The sequence below is a fragment of the Thermus caliditerrae genome, from assembly GCF_021462525.1.
GTDB classification, from domain to species: Bacteria; Deinococcota; Deinococci; order Deinococcales; family Thermaceae; genus Thermus; species Thermus caliditerrae.
In genome coordinates this window covers 23,706-42,117 of sequence record NZ_JAKEDT010000004.1, presented here as the reverse complement: position 1 = coordinate 42,117, position 18,412 = coordinate 23,706, and the positions used below count along the sequence as shown (strand labels likewise).

Sequence of the window (18,412 nt, the reverse complement as noted above, 5' to 3'; positions counted from 1 at the left end):
GGTTTCACCTCATTCAGTTCCTCAGGGGCTTGCCCGTCTTCAAGGTGTAGGCAATCCGCTCCTGGGTCTTCCGGGTGCCGAGGAGCTTCAAGAAGGCCTCCCGCTCCAGGTCCAGAAGGTCCCACTCGGAGACCTCCCTGGACGCCCCTTCCCCACCCGAGAGGACGTAAGCGATCTCCAGGCCGATGCGCATGTCGTGGTCCGTAATCTCCCCCGCCTCGCGGAAGGCCCAGACCGCGTAGCGCAGGTTGCCCAAAGCCTCGCTCCCCAGCACGCGGATTTTGGGAGGCAGGGGCGGGCGGTAATCAGGGGCGAGCTCCAGGACGCGGCGCTTGGCGTCGGCGATGAGGAAGTCCCGGTTCATGCTGATCCGGTCCCGGTCGCGGAGGAAGCCCAGCTTCTTGGCCTCGAGGGCGCTGGTGGAGGTCTTGGCCAAGGCGATGAGGTTAAAGGCCCGCTTCACCCCCTCGAAGGGATCGGCCTCCTCGTAGGGGGCAAGCTCCCCGGTGAAGCGGAGGAGCATCTCCTTGGTGCCGCCTCCCGCCGGGAGGAGCCCCACCCCCGCCTCCACCAGGCCCATGTAGAGCTCGGCGTGGGCCTGGACGGCATCGGCGTGCAGGGTGAACTCGGCGCCGCCCCCCAAAGTGAGACCGAAGGGGGCCACCACCACGGGGAAGGGGCTATAGCGAAGGGACATGGAGGCCTTCTGGAACTGCCGCACCGCCAAGGAAAGCTCGTCCCAGTCCCCCTCCTGGGCCAGGGAGAGGATGAGGGCCAGGTTGGCCCCGGCGGAGAAGGCCCTGGGGTCCTCGTTGCCGAGGACCAGGCCCAGATAGCCCTTCTCCTCCACGTACTCCAGGCTCTTCTGGAGCATGCGGATCACGCCCTCCCCGATGGCGTTCATCTTGGTGCGGAACTCCAGGAGGGCCACCCCGTCCCCGAGGTCCAGAAGGGCCGCCTCCTTCCCCTCCAGGAGGGTCTTGCCCTCGGACTTGAGGGCTTTCAGGGAAATAACCCCTTCCCGCTTGGGCAGGGGGTGGTAGCCCCCGTCAAAGCCCAGGTAGGTACCGTTGCGGTAGAAGGCTCCCTGGGCCTTGCCCAAAAGCTCGGGCTTGGAAAGGCCGTGCTCCGCGAAAAGGGCCTCGAGGCGCCCGTGGCCCAGGGCGTCCATGTTCTTGAAAGGACCTTCTTCCCAGCCAAAACCCCACTCCAGGGCCTGGTCCACCGCCACCAGGTCGTAGGCGATCTCAGGGGCCTTCTCCAGGGTGTAGTGGGCGGTGCGGGCAAAGAGCTCGCTGAGGAAGGCCCCGTACTTCCCAGGAAGCTTCAGGGCCCCTTGGAGCCGCTCAGGAAGAGGCAGGTCCCGCAGGGCCTTCAGCTCGGGCAGGTCCACCTTGGTCCGGGGCACGTACTCGAGGGTGCGGTAGTCCAGGGTGTAAATCTCCCCGTTAACCCTCTTGTAGAACCCAGCCCCCGCCTTCTCCCCCAGGCGCCCTTCCGCCACCAGGCGCAAGACCCATTCGGGCAGGGCGAAGTCCTCCCCCGTGGCGTGGGCCAGCTCCTCGGTGACCAGCTTGAGCACATCCAGCCCCGTGAGGTCGGCGGTGCGGAAGGTGGCGGAGTTGGGCCGGCCCAGAAGGGGCCCGGTGAGGGCGTCCACCTCGTCGATGGTGAGGCCATGCTTTTCCATAAGCCGCACCGCCTGCACCATCCCGTAGACCCCCAGGCGGTTGGCGATGAAACCGGGGCGGTCCTTGGCCAGCACCGTGCCCTTCCCCAGGATGCGCTCACCAAAGCGCTGGATTTCCCTTAAGACCTCGGGCGCCGTTTCCGGGGTGGGGATGAGCTCCAGGAGGTGCAGGTACCGGGGAGGGTTGAAGAAGTGGGTGCCCAGGAAGCGCCGACGGAAAGCCTCGGAGCGCCCCTCGAGGAGCACCTGCATGGGGATGCCGCTGGTGTTGGAGCTCACGATGGCCGTGGGCTTCAGGAGCCTTTCCAGTCTTTCGTAGAGAGCCCGCTTAGGCTCCGACTTCTCGATGATGGCCTCCACCACCCAGTCGCAGTCCTTGAGCTTCTCCAGGTGGTCCTCGGTGTTGCCGATCTCCACATACCGGGCCAGGTCGGGGTCCATGAAGGCCGCGGGCTTGGCCTTTAGGGCTCGCTCCAGGCCCCGCTTGGCCAGCTCGTTCCGGTCCTCCTGGCCGGGGATGTCCAGGAGGACCACGGGAATCCCGGCGCTGGCCACCAGGGCGGCGATGCCGCTGCCCATGGTTCCCGCGCCCACCACGCCTACCTTCTTGATCATGGCCACCTCCTTATACTGAGTCAAAGTTTACGCCAGCCCCCCTTGGGTGTCAAAGGGGGTCTTGGACATCCCGATTGACGCGGGGACGGCCCCGAGGTAGATTGCGGGTGCTATGAAAAAGCTCGCGGTCCTTTTGACGCTTAGCCTTCTAGGAGCCGGGCTGGCGCAGGGCGTGCGCAGCCTGGGGATGGGCGGGGTCGCCCTGCCGGGCCCCTCGTTTGCCGGCAGCAACCCCGCCTACGCCGCTTTCCCCGACACCTGGGGGCGCGAAGGGCTTGCCCTCCCGGTAGGGCTCTTGCGGTTCCTGCCCGCCTTCAGCGACACCAGCCCCTTCACTTACCTCACTGATCCCAACGCTTTTCGCACCTCCTTCGACCTCCTGAGCTTCTACGACCAGGCCTCTCACCTGGGAAGCTTCCTCCTAAACCCCGCCCGGAGCCCCGACGAGGTGGTCTTCCGCCTGAGCGCTGAGGGGCTCAGCCTGACGGATGGACGCGGCAACAACCTCATGCCCACGTTCCAGGTGGGCGCGGTCCCGGAGAAACCCACCGCCCTGATCCCCTCCCCCTTCCTACCCATCGGCGTGGAGCTTGGACCAGGAACCTACCTCGCCTTTGGTCCCTTCGTGGGCACGCAGGGCGTACGGGTGCTGCCCAGCCCGGAGCTGGCCCAGGCGCTGGCGGGAGGATCCCTAAACCCCTGCAAGGCCAGCGATCCCTCCCCCTGCTACCTGGAAGCTGGCGGGAGCTTCGCCTCAGGGGTAAGCCTGGCCCTGGGGTTCTCCACCCCCCTCCCGGAGGTGCCCGGCTTGGGCCGGGTGTACCTGGGGGCGCGGGGTGAGGGCTTTTACGGCCTGGGGTATGTGGAGGCTTCGGGCAAGGCCCGGCCCACCTTTGACCCGGACGGCAACGTGAACGGAGCCAGCTACGAGGTGCGGTACTTCATCAGCTACCCCGAGTACCTGGAAAGCTCCCTCGGCTTGGGCGGAAGCGGCTTGGGCTATGGGGTACGGGCCGACCTGGGGGTGGCCGTGGACGGAGGGCAGTACGCCTTTGGCCTCGGGGTGCGGAACCTCCTGGGCTTCAGCCAGTGGAGCGGGGTAGAAGTAGAGGTGAAAGACGGCCACGAAACCCGCACCCCCACTACCCGGCGCTCGGGCTTTTCCGCACCCGCCTTCTTCCTAAACGGCGCCTACCGCCTGCCCCTCGAGGTGGGCGAGCTTCTGTTGGCCGCCGACGCCAGCTTCGGGGCCACCGCCCCTGCCTTCCACCTGGGCCTGGAGTACGCCCTGGGCCCCGTGGCCCTGCGCACCGGCCTGGGAGTGGAGGGCGGCCTCCGCTTCGGCCTAGGGGCGGGCTTGAACCTGGAAGCCGTGACCCTGGACCTGGCCCTCACCACCCACCAGGCGCCTTTGGTGGGGGGAACCGTCTACGGCCTGGCCTTGGCCGTAGGTTTCTAAAGGGAGGAGATCATGAAGCGCTTCCTGATGCTCACCACGCTCCTTCTGGCCCTGGCCGCCTGCAGCGGCCACACCGTCCACCGCATCGAGGTGGACTTCCTGAGCTTCGTGCCCGAGGCCAACCGCTCCGGCACCCTGGACCTCACCACCGCTGAGGTACAGGTCCCCGATGACCCCGCGGGCCAGCTCGTTCCCGTTCCTGGGGCGGAGGCCCTGCTGGAGGGGACGGTCAGGGTCAAGGCGGAGGTCGCCAACACGGGCACCCTTCCCGCGCAGGTGGACCTCGAGGTGCGCATGGGCCCGGAAGGGGACACCAACCTCTACGATGGCGTGGACGGGGACCTGGAGGCCAAAAGGGTAAGCCTCACCCTCGACCCCGGGACCACGGGAACCCTGGACCTTTCCCTGGACCTGGCCCCCGGCAACCCCGCCTTTGACCTGGTGAAGGCGGGGAGCTTCCGCATCGGGGCCCGCTTGAACCTGAGCGGGGAGAAGGTGGACTACACCCTCACGCAAGGGGAGGTGGTCCTGCGCCTGAAGCTTTTCAACCTCATCCCCAACCCCTAGCGGTCGGCGAAGAGGTAGAGCGCCTGCAGGAGGGCCTCGGGGTACTCCCGGGGCTTTAACCCCTTCTTCTCCAGGCGGAAGCCGGGGGGGTACTGGGTGAGCTCCACCCGGAAGGGCAGTTGGCGCAAGGCCTTGGCGTCGTAGTCCAGGGGCCAGCGGGGGAAGACCGCCTGGAGGTGGGTGAGGTCCTCGGTGAGGGAGAGCACCCCTTTCCTCTGGGCCACCAGGCGGAGCCGGGTGAGCTGGACGAAGTTCTCCGCCTCCTCGGGAAGGGGCCCGTAACGCTCCTTGAGCTCCCGCACCAACCGGGCGACCTCGGCCAGGCTCTTGGCCTCGGCGAAGCGGCTATAGTAGCGGCTTCGGGCCTCGAGGCTCGGCACATACTCCGCGGGAAGCCGGGCGGAGAGAGCCAGGTCCACCGTCACCTGGGGCCTTTCCTCCTTCACCTCCCCCTTGAGCTTGCGGATAGCCTCCTCCAGAAGCTCGGTGTAGACCTCCAGGGAAAGCGCCCGGATGTGCCCGTGCTGCTCGGGACCGAGGAGGTTCCCCACGCCCCTTATCTCCATGTCCTTTTCCGCCAGGAGGTGGCCGCTTCCCAAGTCGGAGAGGTCGGCGATGGCCGAAAGGCGCTTCTCCGCCGCCTCGGTGAGCCGGGGAGGATGGAAGAGGTAGGCGTAGGCCTCCTGCTCCCGCCGCCCCACCCGGCCCCGGAGCTGGTACAAGGTGGCCAGGCCCAGGCGGTCGGCCCGCTCAATGAGGATGGTATTGGCCTCACCCACGTCCAGGCCCGACTCGATGAGGGTGGTGGCCAAAAGGACGTCGTAGGCCCCCTCGGCGAAGAGGAGCATGGTCTCCTCCACAAGCCCTTCTGGCATCTGGCCGTGCACCACCCCAATGCGGGCCTCGGGCACCAGGTTTTCCAGGTAACGCCTCCTCGCCTCTATGGAGGCCACCCGATCGTGCACGTAAAAGACCTTGCCCCCCCTTTCCAGTTCCAGGAGGATGGCCTCCCGTACCAATAGGGGATCAAAGGGAGCGAGGAAAGTGCGGATGGGCTTCCGGCCCGGGGGAGGGGTCTTGATGCTGGAAAGATCCTTAAGGCCCACCAGGGCGGAATAGAGGGTACGGGGAATGGGGGTGGCGGAGAGGTAAAGGGTGTCCACCACGGCCTTCAGCTCCCGGATCCTTTCCTTCTGGGCCACCCCGAAGCGGTGCTCCTCGTCCACGATGAGGAGACCGAGGTCCTTGAAGCGCACGTCCGGCTGGAGGAGGCGGTGGGTGCCGATGACGATGTCCACGCTTCCCTCCCGCAGGCCCTTCAGGATGGCCTCCTCCTCCTTGGGGGGGGTGAAGCGGGAAAGCACCCCGATGCGCACGGGAAGCCCGGCGAAGCGCTCGCGGAAGGTCTTCCCGTGCTGCTCGGCCAGGAGGGTGGTGGGCACCAAGAGGGCCACCTGGGCCCCGTGCCCCACCACCCGGTGGGCGGCCCTTAGGGCCACCTCGGTCTTGCCGAAGCCCACGTCCCCGGAAACCAGGCGGTCCATGGGGTAGGGGGCCTCGAGGTCCCGCAAAACCTCCTCCAGGGCCTGCCGCTGGTCGGGGGTGAGCTCATAGGGGAAGCCCCTCTCCACCAAGGGGTCCCAATCGGGCAAGGGGGGAAAGGCCCGGCCCGGGGTGGCCTTGCGCTTGGCCTGGAGGACGAGAAGCCGTGCCGCCAACTCCTCCACATCCTTCCTGGCCTTCTCCCTAAGCCGCTGCCACTCCCCTTTGCCCAGGGAAGAAAGTTCCGGAGGGTCATCCGTGGTGCCGGGATGGCGCTTGAGAAGGGGGAGCTGCTCCACCGGTAGGTATAGCTTCCCCTCCCCCTTGTAGCGCAGCACCAGGTAATCCCGCTTGGCCCCCAGGACCTCCCGGGTTTCCAGGCCCAGGTACTGGCCGATGCCGTGATCGGGGTGGATGAGGAAGTCCCCAGGGGCGAGGGCCCCGGGGTCGGAAAGCCCCTCCCCCACCCTAAGCCGCCCCCGCACGCTTCCCGTGGCGAAGACCAGGGCCTCGGTGAGGAGGACCTCCTCCCCCCACTCCGCCCCTCCCTCAAAAGGGCCAGGTACCAGGGAAAGCCTCCCCTTGGGTCCGGGGAAGCGCTCCAGCACCAGGGGGTCAAAGGCGGCAAGGCGCCTTCTAAGGTACTCCAGGGTGCGGGCATGGCCCACGAAGAGGTGGACCCGCTTGCCCTCGGAAAGCCAGCGCCCCAGGTCCTTCTCCAGGGCCTTGAGGCTCCCCCGGTAGGGGGCGAGGGGCCGCACGCCCAGGTCCAAAGGGGGAAGCTCCACCCCGCCCCCCAGGGCCACCCAGGGGCGCCCCTCGAGGAGGGGCCAAAGGTCCTTGGGGGCCAGGGCGGGGGTGTCCAGGTAGACGGGCCCGGGAAAGTGCCGGAGTTTCTTGGAGGTGAAGCCCTCCGCCTTCCCCGGCTTGGGCAGGAGGACGTGGCGCCGCCTCGCCTCTCCCGCCAGCAAAAGCCTTTCCAGCTCCTCCCCGAAAAACTCCAGGCGCACCTCCCCCAGCTCCAAAACCTCCCCCAGCACCCGGTAGTCCTCGTCCCGGGCATAGCCCATCCGCAGGAGGCGGTCCAAAAGCTCCGTCCTAGGGTAGCTCCGACCCACCTCCAGGACCAGGCGCCAGGCCGTGGGGTCCTCGGGGAAGGGGGCCAGGGCCTCCTCGTAGGAGAAGACGAAAAGGGCCCTTTCCTCCAGGGCCTCGAGGCCCGGGTTCACGTACACCGGCACCCCAAAGGCGGAAAGGTCCCGGTAGCGGCGGAGCCGGTCCTCCGGAGCCAGGAGGACCGCCGGGGGCCGCTCTTGGGCAAAGAGCCTGGCCGCCACCACCTGCGGCAGGGCCAGGCGGTGGCCGTAAAGCCTCTCCAGGGTGACTTCCATGGGCTAAAGGCCCAAAGGCCAAAGGCTATTCTACCGCGTAGGCGTGGACCGCCAAAGCCCCCAGGCCCACGTTGGCGGCGATGGTGGCCCCGGAGCGGGTGATGCGGCCCCGCTCGAGGCGCAAGGCGCCTTCCAAGTTTCTCTTTAGCCCTTCCAGCCACTCACTCCTGGCATCGGTATGGGCGATGGTGATGCGGGCCGAACGCCCCTGGAACTCCTCCAGCACCAGCCGGGCCAAAGCCTCGGGCACCGCATTCTCCCGGGCCACCCGCAAAAAGCGAATATGCCCCTTCTCGATGCGCAGGATGGGCCTCAGGCCCAGGAGGTTCCCCACCACCTCCCCAAAGCGGGGCAGGCGGCCGTTCCTGGCCAGGTGCGAGAGGTCGGCCACGCTGAAGTAGAGGCTGGAGCGGCGCATCCTCTCCATCTCCCGCACGATGGCCTCCTCCTCCGCCCCTCGCCTAAGCATCTCCACCGCCCGGAGGACCATGGCCCCCAGGCCCGCCGAGACCATACCTGAGTCCACCACCCGGATACGGGTGGGGGCCACCTTCAAAGCCGCTTCCCGCGCCCTTTCCACCGTCTTGGAGAGCTCGCCCGAGACATGGATGGACAGCAAGCGGTCGTAGACCTGGAGGTAGCGCTCGTAGATCTCGGCGAAGTCCTCCACCCCCGGGGGCTCGGTCACCGGCTCCGCCCCCGCCCGCATGGCCTGGTAGAGGGCGTCGGGGGTGAGTTCCTGCCAATCCTTGTAGCGGCGCCCCATGAGGTGCACGTAGATGGGCACGAGCCCCACCGCCTCCTCCTGGAGCACCTTGGGGGAGAGGTCCGCCGCGGTGTCGGTCACGAGGCCAAGTTCCACGCCTCCCATCTTATACCCCGTCAAAGACCCGTCCAGACACCCTGCCCGCAGCGAGGACCGCCGCATCCTGAACGCCTTGGCCCAGGGGGCATCTGGAGAAGCCTGCGTATAATGGCGCCGGGTCTGGCCTATGGTTCTGGTCACCGGTTTTGAACCCTTTGGCGGCCTCACGCATAACCCCTCCGCCGCTCTCCTCTCCCTCCTCCCCGGGGAGGTGGGAGGGAAGGCGCTTCACAAGGCCGTCCTTCCCGTGGACCCGGAAGCCCTTCCCGAGGCCCTGGCGACCCTCCACGCCCTCCGCCCGCAGGGCGTGCTCCACCTGGGCCTGGCAGAGGGGAGGCCCCTCCTCAGCCTGGAACGCCTGGCGGTCAACCTTCTGGACTTCGAGCGGCCCGACAACCGGGGCGCGGTGCGGGAGGATGCCCCGGTGGTCCCTGGGGGACCCTTGGCCCTCGAGGCCCGCTTTCCCTTGAAGGAGGCACTCCGCCGCCTGCGGGAAGCGGGGATCCCCGCCCGGCAAAGCCTCTCCGCCGGGAGCTACCTCTGCAACCAAGCCTTTTACCTCTCCCTCTACCACCTTCCGGCGCAGGTTCCGGTGGCCTTCTTGCACCTCCCTCCCGACGAAACCCTGGCCCTGGCAAAGGGCGGGGCCTATGTGCCCTTAAGCGAACAGGCTCGGGCCGTGCGCCTCTTGCTGGAGCTCCTATGAAGGTTCTCTTCGTTTCCAACGGGCCCACCGAGGACGCCATCGGTGCCCGTATCGCCGCCGGGCTAGGCCAGGCCATCTGGGCCTTACCCCTGGTGGGCCGGGGAAAGCCCTACGAGGGCGTGGCCCAAGCAGTCCTAGGACCCCGGAAGGAAATGCCCTCAGGAGGGTTCCTTTTCGGCAGTCCGCAAAACCTGGTGGCCGACCTCCGGGCAGGGTTCCTTTCCATGAGCTTCGCCCAGTGGCAAACCGCCTGGACCTTCCACCCCGACGCCGTGGTGGTGGTGGGGGACGCCTACGCCCTGAGCGTGGGGGTCTTGGCCGCTCTGGGCAGGCCTCTTTACCACGTGAACCCCCTGGTTTCCGCCATCTACCTGGAAGGCGCGCGCCCCTTGGAACTTCTCCTGGACTGGGGCGGAAGCGACTTCACCCCTTTTGAGCGCTTCCTTCACCGCAAGGCCCGCGCAGTCTTCGTGCGGGACGAGCCCAGCCTGAAGCGGCTCCGCAGCTTGGGCGTGGCCCATGCCTACTGGTACGGGAGCTTCGCCATGGACCTGCTCCCGCCCCCCGAGCGCGACCTTGCGGCTTGGGTGGGGAAGGATCCCCTCCTCGCCTTGCTTCCAGGAACCCGGGGCGACGAGACCTTCAGCCTGCCCGTCATGCTGGAGGCCGCTCTGCGGCTTCCCCTCACCCCGGCGGTGGCCTGGGCCAAAGGGTGGGAAGCCCTCCCCCCCCTGCCGGGCTGGCGGGCCCAGGAAGCCGCTCCCCATACCCTCCGGCTGGAACGGGAGGGAAAGGTGGCGTGGATCTTCCGAGGGGCCTTCTCCGCCATCCTCCACCAAAGCCGCCTTGCCCTGGCCACGGCGGGCACGGCCACGGAACAGGCGGCGGGGCTCGGCGTACCCGTGGTGGCCTTCCCCACGCCCGGTCCCCAGTACACCCGGGCCTTTGCCCGGAGGCAGAAGCGCCTCTTGGGGGCGGCCCTCCACCTCACAGCGGCTCACCCCGACCACGTGTCGGCCACCGCCCAGAAATTGCTGCAGGATGAAGCCCTTTACATTCAATCCAGCCAAGCGGGAAAAGAGCGCATGGGCCCGCCCGGAGGCATCCAGGGAACCGCTCGCCACATCCGGGAGGACCTGCACCGCCTGGGTTAGGTTCGTGCGGTATGCTAAGCCACGCATGCGCCTGTACCGCGTAGGTCTCTTCACCGACGTTTACTTCCCCAACCCCAACGGGGTCACCACCAGCGTTTACCTGCTTTTGCGGGAGCTCCGCCGCATGGGCCACGAGGCCTGGGTCATCGCCCCCCGCCACCCCGAGGCCCCCGAGGGCGAGGAAGGGGTGGTCCGGGTGCCCTCCGTGGCCTACCCCTTCTACGAAGGGCAGCAGATCGCCCTGCCCTCCGCCCGCCACCTGCCCACGGAGTTTGAGCTCATCCACACCCACACCCCCCTCACCCTGGGGGTCTGGGGCCTCAGGATCGCCCGGAACAAAGGCCTGCCCCACGTCTCCACCTTCCACACCCACTACGAGAAGTACGCCCACTACGTCCCGGGATTGGCCATCCTGGACAAGTACACGGGCATCGTACCCCGCCTGGCCAAGGCCTTCTACAACCGGGTGGAGGTGGTCATCGCCCCCACCGAGCCCGTGAGGCGCCTGGCAGAAAGCTACGGCATCGAGCGCCCCATCCGGGTCATCCCCACCGGGATCGACAACCGCCTCCTGGAGGAAGCCCCCCTCCCCTCCCCTTCCCCGTGGCCGGAGGGCAAGCGCCGCCTCATCACCGTGGGGCGCCTGGGGAAGGAAAAGTCCTTTGACGTGGTGCTGAAAGCTGTGGCCGAGCTGGCCAAAAAGGCGGACGTCTCCTTGGTACACATCGGGGAAGGCCCGGAGCTCCACGCCCTAAAGCACCTGGCCGAAGCCCTCGGCATCGCCGAGCGGGTGCGCTTTTTGGGCCCCGTGCCCTACGGGAAGATCGGCGGCTACTACCGTATGGCCGAGCTCTTCCTCTTCGCCAGCGAGACGGAAACCCAAGGCCTTGTGGTCTGGGAGGCCCAAGCCATGGGGGTGCCGGTGGTGGCCGTGGGGGCGGAGGGGGTGCTGGAGGGAGTGGAGGAGGGGAAGACGGGATACCTGGTGCCCCCGGGGGATTTCCAGGCCCTGGCGGAAAGGGCTTTGGAACTCCTTATGGACGAGGAAAAGCGGCGGCGCTTCAGCCTTCAGGCCCATGCCTGGGCCTTGGAGCGCTCGGCGGAGCGCATCGCGGAAAGAATCGTGGCGGTCTACGACGAGGCCAGCGAGATCCTGCGGGTGGAGCCCAAAAGGCTTATCTTTCCCTTTCCCCGCCTTCCCCGAAGTACCCTCGAGGATCGCCCAGGAGGTTTCTAGCCTGCCGGAGGAGGAAGCGGCCCCAGCCGCCTTTCAGCCTGCGGGCCGAGGTGAGGACCAGGGCCTCGGGTACGTAGCGCACCGGGCCTAGGCGCCTGAGCTTCCAGCCCAGGAGGACGTCCTCCCGGGCCTCCACTTCGGGAAACCCGCCCGCCCTCAAGGCCGCCTCCTTCAGGACCATCATGTTGGCCCCCGCCAGGTTAGGGCGCCCCAAAAGGGCCATGAGGCGCAAGAAGGCCCGGTAGCCCCATTCGGAAAGGGCGGCTTCCCAAGCCGAAACCCCGTAAAAGCGCAGGGGGCCGTAGAGGGCCACCGCCCCGGGGGCGCGCTCCGCCAGGGCCTGGAGCCAGGTGGGGGTAGGCAGGGAGTCGGCGTCGGTCATGGCCACCCACTCCCCCCGGGCGGCCAAAAGCCCCGCCTGGCGGGCGTGGGCCACGCCCTTCTTGGCGCAGTACACCACCCGCACGCCAAAGGCCTCCGCCACCTCCCGGGTGCGGTCGGTGGAGGCGTTGTCCACCACGATCACCTCAAAGGGGGGCAGGCTTTGGGCCAGCACCGCCTCGAGGCACTGGGGCAAGTAGGTCTCCTCGTTGTGGGCGGGGATCACCACGCTGATGCGCACGGGTATACTTTAGCGTGTTTCGCTATCTGCCGTGGGCCAGGGAGGGGCTTTTCGTTTTCCTGCGCCTCGTCTTTGCGGTGGGCCTCATGGAGGGGGTGCGCAGCGGCTTCTTCGCCGGCTTCCTCCCCTTCTTTGCCCCGGAGCACCTCCACCTGAGCCCCGCCGTCTTCACCCTGGCCTTTACCTTCCACCAGCTGGCGGAAAACCTCTCCAAAAGCTTTGGGGGCTTCCTGGCGGAACGGGTGGGGTTTGGCCGCACGGCCACCCTGGCCGCCTTCACCGGCCTGCTGGCCCTCCTCCTCACCCCCCAGGCGCAGGCCGCGTGGATGCTCTGGGGGCTGTCCCTGGTCTGGGGCCTCACCATGTCCACCCTCTATCCCGGCCTCATGACCCTGGCCAGCCGCATTGCCGTACCCGGGCGGGAAGCCCGCGCCCTCTCCTTCACCTTCACCCTGGTGCTTCCCTGGGCGGGTATTGGCCTGGTGGGGGTAGGGCAAGTGGCCCAGCGGCATCCAGAAACGGCCCTCAGCCTCCTGCTTCTCGCCCAAGGCCTAGCCCTGCTTCTCGCCCTTAGCCTCGTTGGCTTTCGCATCCCCCTTCCCCAGGTTGAGCGGGAGCGCTACCCCGTGGGGCACCTGCTAATCTTCCTTCCCGCCGCCTTCGGGCAAACCTTTGCCCCCGCCTTGGTATCCCTTTTCCTCCTGCGCTTCGCCAAGGAGAACCTGGGCCTCGAGCCCCTGGCCTTGGGGGCCCTCCTCCTGGTGGGCGGAGGAATGGCCTTCGGCCTTCTACCCTTTACCGGACGGCTTGTGGACCGGCGAGGCTACCGCCTCGCCCTCATGGGCGGGCTAGCCCTCCTGGGGGCTGTGATGATGCGCCTCCCTTTGAAGCCCACCCTGGGAGAGCTCCTTGTCCTCACCACCTTGGGCGGATTGGGCTACAGCCTTTTCATGCCCGGCTGGAACGGCTTCCTGGCCAAGAACCTTCCCCAAGAAAACCGGGCAGCGGTGTGGGGCGTCCTCATGACGGCGGAAGGCCTGGGGGTCGCTCTGGGGCCAGCTGTGGGTGGGCTTCTTTGGGAGCGGTATGGCCCCCACGCCCCCTTCCTGATGGGAGGCCTGGTCTTCCTAGCCCTAAGCCTCTTTTTCGCGGTCGTCTTCGCGAGGCGTCCATGGAACTAGCCCTAGGCTTACTCCTCCTCTTCTACGGCCTCTCCGACCTCCTCTTCCGCCTTCTGGGCCTCGGCACCTACGCCCACGGCTCCCGGCGCCAGCCCCTGGTGGCCCTGACCTTTGACGACGGGCCCAGCTCCAACACCCAAGCCCTGCTGGACCTCCTGCATCGGCACGGGGTGCGGGCCACCTTCTTCCTGACGGGAGAGCGGGCCAGGGCCCAGCCCCAGCTGGTGGAGGCCATCCGGGGCCAAGGTCACCAGATCGAAGACCACGGGGAGTGGCACCAAGCCTGGAAGCTTCTCCTGCCTTGGCTGGAATGGGAGCACATGGGCCGGAACCCGGGCCGCTACTACCGCCCCCCCCACGGCCTCCACACCCCCTTCACCCGCCTCTTCGCCCGCCTCCTGGGCAAGCGCATCGCCCTATGGGATTTGGAAAGCAAGGACTGGCTGGATCTTCCCCCCGAGGCCTTGGCGGAAAGGCTCCTCTACTACCTGCGCCCCGGCTCCGTCGTCCTCCTGCACGATGGCCCTGAGCGTACCCTCAGGCTATTGGAACTGGCCCTGCCCCGGATGCTGGCCCTGGGCTACCGGCCCGTGACCCTGGACGACCTCTCCCCCGTGCCCCTCACGCCCCGGCTGGCCCTCATCCGGGGCATGCAGGGCTTTGAGGAGCGGTACAACCAAAGGCACAGCGTCCGGCGGGCGGGGCTTGGACCCTTTGACCTCTTCCGCGTGGAAAGGAAACTCTTCCCGGGCCCTGACCTCCCGGGAATGCCCAGGGGCACGCCCGCCATGGAGCTCCACCTGGAAAGCCCGCGGGTCATGGAACTGACCCCCTGGGAAACCATCCGCCAGGTGCGGGAAAGCCTGAAGAAGGTGGCCGCCCTGGTGACCGAAGATCCTGAGGTGCGCCTGGTCTACGGATACAGCTACCTGGCCCAGGGGGCCCGGCTCTTCGGCTTCCGCACCGCCCCCCTGCCCCCCTGGCCCAAGCTGGTGGCCACCCTGAGTAGCGCCTGGTTCTTATGGCTCTACCGGGGTGAGCTGCCCAAAGGGGACCGGGCCTGGGCCGAGCTCGCCTACCTCAGCCGCGAGGAACTTTTGCGGCGATTCCCACCGTCCACTCCCGCTTCCCCACCCCAGGCACCCGGTGCAGGGCAAACCCCGCCTCCTTGAGGGCAAGGCGAAAGGCCCCTTGGGCCGAGTAGGTGGCGAGCCGACCCCCAGGCCTTAAAGCCCCGCGGAGCCTCTTGAGAACAGGGAGGCTCCAGGGTTCGGGGTTCACCCTCGGGCTGAAGGGGTCCAGGTACACCGCCGTGGCCCAGCCCCGGGGCAAGGGAGCCTCACGCACGTCCCCAAAGACCACCCTAAGCTCCCCCCAAGGTCCCGCGAAGCGCTCCCTGGGCCAGCCCCGGAGGATTTCCGCCCACACCGCCGCCCCTTGGGCCAGGGGCAAGGACACCTGGGCCAAAAGCTCCGGGGAAAGGGGTTCCCGCTCCACCGCCAGGTACCGCAGGCGCACACCCCGCCTGAGGGCGCTCTCCAAGGTTACCCGGAAGTTCACCAAAAGCCCCAGGCCCACCTCGAGGACCCTCGGCGCTGGGTGCAGGTGGGTGAGGGTCTTCTCCAGGTAAAGCCTGCGGGCCTGCAAAAGGGCCCCCTGCCGCGGGTGGTAGGCCTCCCCGTAACCGGGGTGGAAAAGGGTCGGGGTGCCGTCCTGGGTCAGGAGGAGCCGCATCAACGCACCTGCACCCGGTAGCACACCTCCCCCGACTCCCCAGGGCCCACCACCCCCACCTGCACCCGCACCACGCCCCCTGTCACCTCCCCAGCGTCGTCCCCAGAGGCCGCGGTCAGGTACAGGGTGTTCCCCCCGTGGGTCCAGCGGATGGCCCTCCCCCCGTAGTCCGCCACGGAAAGCAGGGGGTCCGTAAAGTAGGGCACCGGGTCCGTCAGGACAAAGGCGTTCACCCCCTGGGTTCCCAGGTTCCGGTAGGCGATGCAGTACTCCAGCACCTCCCCCGGTTTCCCCTGCCCTGTGGTGGCAAAGGGAGTGTTCTGCGTCACGTTCCGCACCCGCTTCTCCAAACGCACCTCGCCCCCCGCCACCTGCAAGGTGTCCGTGAGGGTGTCCGGCTCCACCACCCCCGGGCGGTTGGCCCAGGCCAGCTCCGCCTTCACCAAGGCAATGTCCGTGGCCCCCATGGGCTCCCCAGCCGGCACCAGGGCCCGCACCTCCACCGTGCAGGCCCTAAGGCTCCCATCGGCTTCCCGGGGCCAGGTGCTATCCACGGAGAAGGTGTAGGGGAAAGGCGCCCACTCCTCCCCAGGGCCAAAGGTGCCGTCGCAGTTCTCGTCCACCCGCACCTGGTAGGTGTAGCGGGGGTTGGGCGGATCCAGGGAAAGGGTCACCTGGCCCAGGCTCCCAGGCCGGTACCAGTGGGCGAAGGTGTAGGTGCCCGGGGAGGAGATCTGTCCGGTGGCATCGGGGTAGAAGCGGCTCTCCCGCACCACCCCAAAGTTGCGGGTGAGGTTTTGCCCCGCAATGGATGAGCCAGAACCCAGGCTCACCGTGGCCCCAGGAGAAGCGGGGCTCTGAGCCGAAGCCCAGCTATCCACCGGGTTCGCCGTGGCCCCGTCGTTCCAGCCCGTGGCCGGCCGCAAAGGGTGGCTCAGGGTCACGCCGCCCCAGGAGGCCGGAATGTAGAGCCGGTAGTAGCCCGTCCCGTCCGTGAGGGTAAAGCGGGTATTGGTCCCGTCCTTGGCCCGCACCTCCACGTTCCCCACCCCGGCTTCCCCTCCGTTTTGCCAGGCGTCGTTGGCCGCGCCCCCGCCCAGGCCGTCGTCCCAGAACACCCGTCCCTCCACCACCGCCCCGTGGAAGAGCCCGAAGAGCAAGCCGGTGGTGTTGCCGCTCACCGTGACGGATAGGCTCCCCGTGGGAGGGTTCACGAAAAGCCAGCCGGAAGGGGGGGTGGGACTGGTATCCCCCAGGCTACTGTTGTCGTCCACCAGCAAGCTGTACGTGCCCGGCGACACCCCCTGGAACTGGAAAGACCCCGTCCCAGGGTCCACTTGGGCCACAGCCACCACCGCGCTCCCCTGTACCAGCTTCACCCACACCGTGGCCCCCGTCTGCCAGTCCTCCGCGGGGCCTCTGAGCCCGTTCGGCTCCAGGTCGTGGTAGACGAAGCCGGAAACCAGGAAGCCGTTGTTGTTCCGGCCCACGCTGGTCACCCGGCCCGCAACGTCGTCCGTATCCACGGTGGGGAGCCAGCCAGGGCAGCGGTTTTGCGCCTGGTTGCTGGTGGTGGGCTCCCAGCAGGCGGAGCTGTTGGTGTCTAAGCCGTTGGGCGTAAGGCTTATGGACTGCCCCGGCTGCACGTTGGCGAGGCTTGCCTGGTAGGTAGCGTCCCAGAGGTTTCTTGGGTAGAAGTTCTCCGAAAAGCTCCCCCAGGCCACGTAGTCCACGAGGCGGAGCTGGGGATCGTAAAGCCAGAGGTCGTCCCCTGAGTCGTTGAGCCGGGGCTGGTTCTGCCCCAAGTAGAACTGGTACTGGGCCCCCGGCGCCTGGCGCTCTGCATGGGACGCCCCCACCCACACCACCAGGTACTCCCCGGGACCCAGCACGGTGCCTTGGGGGAAGGTAAAGGGCGTGTTGGAGCCCGTAATGGAACCGGTGCCGTCCAAAACACCCATGATAAGGTTCCCGTCCATGAGGCGGAAGCCCGAAAGGTCCACAGGGCTGTTACCGGCGTTGTAGATTTCTATAAACTCGTCCACATCCCCCGAGCGCTGGCGGAAGAGAACCTCGTTGATCACCACCTGCCCTTGCACCGGGGAAGCCTGGTAGGCAAGCCCCACAGGGCTGGCCTCGGCGATGGTGTAAGGGGTTAGGGTGAGGGATTGGGTGGCGTTGCCCGTGGTCACATAGGCCCAGCCGGGCACCTGCACCTGCACCTGGTAGGTGCCCAGGTCCAGGCCTCTTCCGTAAAGCCCCTGGCTGTTTGTGGTCAGGGTGGCGCTTTCGGGACCGCTGACCGCCACGGTGATGTTGGGCACCGGAGGCTCCCCCGCATCCCACACCCCATTGGCGTTCAGGTCCAGGAAGACCGCACCCCGGAGGGCCCCGAAGAGGAGGCCGCAGTTTAAAGGCCGGCTGGCGGGGACGAAGATGGTGTTGAAGAACATCCTCCTCCCATTAAAGGATTCCAACGTATTCTCCTTATACTCGTGTCCTCCCAGGTAAAAGACCATACCTCCTGGGCCAGAAACGTGCTTGGAAGCCGTGGCGGCGTACCTGGTTACGCCGCCGAACACCGACTGCGCGTGGGGATGCGCGTTGTTGATAAAGGTACCCACCACTCTCCAGTCCTGCTCGCTTCCCCCCGGTTTAGGATCCAACCCCCCCGTGAACTGGCTGAAGGGCAAGTCAGGGTTGGGGTATGTCAGTGAGTAATCCACATTTTCTATCACCATGGAACCACTGATCTGGAAATGGAAGGCATTCTCGTACCAGAGAACCGCCTGGCATTGGGCCATAAGGTTGCCGCCGCTTTGAACGAAGGCATCGGAGCCCGTAAGCGGTGTGGTTGTGTGAGGGGCAGTGTGGATGGTGAAGCAGGAGTTGGCGTTTAGGGTTGTACTGGAAGTAGCCACCGTGTAGTGCGCCGTCGTGAAGCCAGCGGAATCCAGCAAGCCGGTGTGAATTCTAGAATTATCGTAGTGTACGAGAATCCGCGGGCGGAAGGTGAGGGTATAGCGGACGTCCAGCACCCGGTCCTCCTTAAGGCGGTACACCGCCACCTGCCGCCCGAAGCCTTGGGCCAGCTGGAGGGCCTGGTCGGCGAACTCCGGGGGCACCACGAAGGGGCCGCCGGAAAAGTCCAATAGCGCCTCCGGCTGGGGGGTGGGAAGGACGCGCTCCGCCCGAGCCGAGAAGTCCACCCCGTCCTTGGGCTTGCCCGCCCGGATCACCCAGTAGACCGGCACCTTGTTCTGCAGGAGGTGGTTCACCAGGCCGTAGGCGGCCAGGTTAAAGGGCGTGCCCGAGAGGTTCTGCTTGCCATGGTCCATGGGAATGATGAGGGCGCCGGCAGGGACGGAAACCGGGTTGGCAGGAGGCCCTGGCAAGTCCGCGAGGGGGAAGTTGCTGCCCCGGATGGGCAAGACCAGGAGAAGGGCAAAGGGCAGAAGAAGCCTGGGAGCAAAGGGCGGAAGCGAGGCTCGCCACCGGGCAACCCAGGCCCGTGCCCCCAGCACGAGGGATGTCCAAAGGGCGGAAGCCCAAGCGAAAAGAGAGGAAAGGTGGAGCAGGTGGCTGGACGGGGAGCCGCACACCCCGCCGCCGCACACCCCACAGGCGCAGGAAGCACTCCCTGCCCCCA

At 67.3% G+C, this 18,412-nt stretch carries 13 protein-coding genes; 7 read left to right on the top strand and 6 right to left on the bottom strand.

Annotated elements, in window-relative coordinates:
- Nucleotides 1–13 precede the first annotated feature (13 nt).
- Nucleotides 14–2,305: a 3-hydroxyacyl-CoA dehydrogenase/enoyl-CoA hydratase family protein gene (locus tag L1088_RS03850; RefSeq protein WP_234553801.1), complete on the bottom strand. Its 2,292-nt coding sequence runs from the start codon at nt 2,303–2,305 to the stop codon at nt 14–16.
- A gap of 112 nt (nt 2,306–2,417) precedes the next feature.
- Here L1088_RS03850 and L1088_RS03845 point away from each other — a divergent pair, with 112 nt between their 5' ends.
- Nucleotides 2,418–3,764 (top strand): hypothetical protein, encoded by a 1,347-nt coding sequence (locus L1088_RS03845; protein ID WP_234553800.1) that lies wholly within the window; start codon nt 2,418–2,420, stop codon nt 3,762–3,764.
- Between the two features lie 12 nt (nt 3,765–3,776).
- Nucleotides 3,777–4,331 carry a hypothetical protein gene (locus L1088_RS03840; RefSeq protein ID WP_234553799.1) on the top strand — a complete coding sequence of 185 codons (555 nt, stop codon included), beginning with the start codon at nt 3,777–3,779 and terminating at the stop codon, nt 4,329–4,331.
- Here L1088_RS03840 and mfd read toward each other — a convergent pair.
- Both mfd and L1088_RS03830 read right to left on the bottom strand, forming a co-directional pair.
- A complete protein-coding gene (mfd, locus tag L1088_RS03835) occupies nt 4,328–7,264 on the bottom strand; it encodes a transcription-repair coupling factor (protein WP_234553798.1) in 2,937 nt (978 codons plus the stop codon). The genes L1088_RS03840 and mfd overlap by 4 nt on opposite strands.
- 25 nt (nt 7,265–7,289) lie before the next feature.
- Complete coding sequence (locus tag L1088_RS03830) at nt 7,290–8,126, bottom strand: DegV family protein (protein WP_038049437.1); 837 nt, start codon at nt 8,124–8,126, stop codon at nt 7,290–7,292.
- A 130-nt stretch (nt 8,127–8,256) separates the two neighbouring features.
- On the opposite strand from L1088_RS03830, the gene L1088_RS03825 reads away from it, so the two are divergent.
- From L1088_RS03825 to L1088_RS03815, 3 genes are read left to right on the top strand one after another with little or no spacing between them, the layout of a single operon-like run.
- The gene (locus L1088_RS03825) at nt 8,257–8,835 is read left to right on the top strand and encodes a pyroglutamyl-peptidase I (protein ID WP_234553797.1); all 579 of its coding nucleotides are present in this window, start codon (nt 8,257–8,259) and stop codon (nt 8,833–8,835) included.
- Nucleotides 8,832–9,989, top strand: coding sequence for a lipid-A-disaccharide synthase-related protein (locus tag L1088_RS03820; RefSeq protein ID WP_234553796.1), 1,158 nt, complete (start codon nt 8,832–8,834; stop codon nt 9,987–9,989). Before L1088_RS03825 ends, L1088_RS03820 begins: the two co-directional genes overlap by 4 nt.
- Before the next feature lie 25 nt (nt 9,990–10,014).
- Nucleotides 10,015–11,226, top strand: a complete 1,212-nt coding sequence (locus tag L1088_RS03815) for a glycosyltransferase family 4 protein (protein WP_234553795.1) — start codon at nt 10,015–10,017, stop codon at nt 11,224–11,226.
- Here L1088_RS03815 and L1088_RS03810 read toward each other — a convergent pair.
- On the bottom strand, nt 11,165–11,848 hold the full coding sequence (locus L1088_RS03810; protein WP_234553794.1) for a glycosyltransferase family 2 protein: 684 nt from the start codon (nt 11,846–11,848) through the stop codon (nt 11,165–11,167). The genes L1088_RS03815 and L1088_RS03810 overlap by 62 nt on opposite strands.
- A gap of 14 nt (nt 11,849–11,862) precedes the next feature.
- Between L1088_RS03810 and L1088_RS03805 the strand changes: the two genes are divergently transcribed.
- Both L1088_RS03805 and L1088_RS03800 read left to right on the top strand, forming a co-directional pair.
- Nucleotides 11,863–13,029: an MFS transporter gene (locus L1088_RS03805; RefSeq protein WP_234553793.1), complete on the top strand. Its 1,167-nt coding sequence runs from the start codon at nt 11,863–11,865 to the stop codon at nt 13,027–13,029.
- On the top strand, nt 13,020–14,201 hold the full coding sequence (locus L1088_RS03800; protein WP_234553792.1) for a polysaccharide deacetylase family protein: 1,182 nt from the start codon (nt 13,020–13,022) through the stop codon (nt 14,199–14,201). The genes L1088_RS03805 and L1088_RS03800 overlap by 10 nt, the downstream gene beginning before the upstream one ends.
- Here L1088_RS03800 and mnmC2 read toward each other — a convergent pair.
- Together mnmC2 and L1088_RS03790 are read right to left on the bottom strand one after the other, a co-directional pair.
- Complete coding sequence (gene mnmC2 / locus L1088_RS03795; RefSeq protein WP_234553791.1) at nt 14,110–14,763, bottom strand: tRNA (5-methylaminomethyl-2-thiouridine)(34)-methyltransferase MnmC2; 654 nt, start codon at nt 14,761–14,763, stop codon at nt 14,110–14,112. The two genes, L1088_RS03800 and mnmC2, sit on opposite strands and share 92 nt — an antisense overlap.
- Nucleotides 14,763–18,101 carry a lamin tail domain-containing protein gene (locus tag L1088_RS03790; RefSeq protein WP_234553790.1) on the bottom strand — a complete coding sequence of 1,113 codons (3,339 nt, stop codon included), beginning with the start codon at nt 18,099–18,101 and terminating at the stop codon, nt 14,763–14,765. Before L1088_RS03790 ends, mnmC2 begins: the two co-directional genes overlap by 1 nt.
- Nucleotides 18,102–18,412 lie beyond the last annotated feature (311 nt).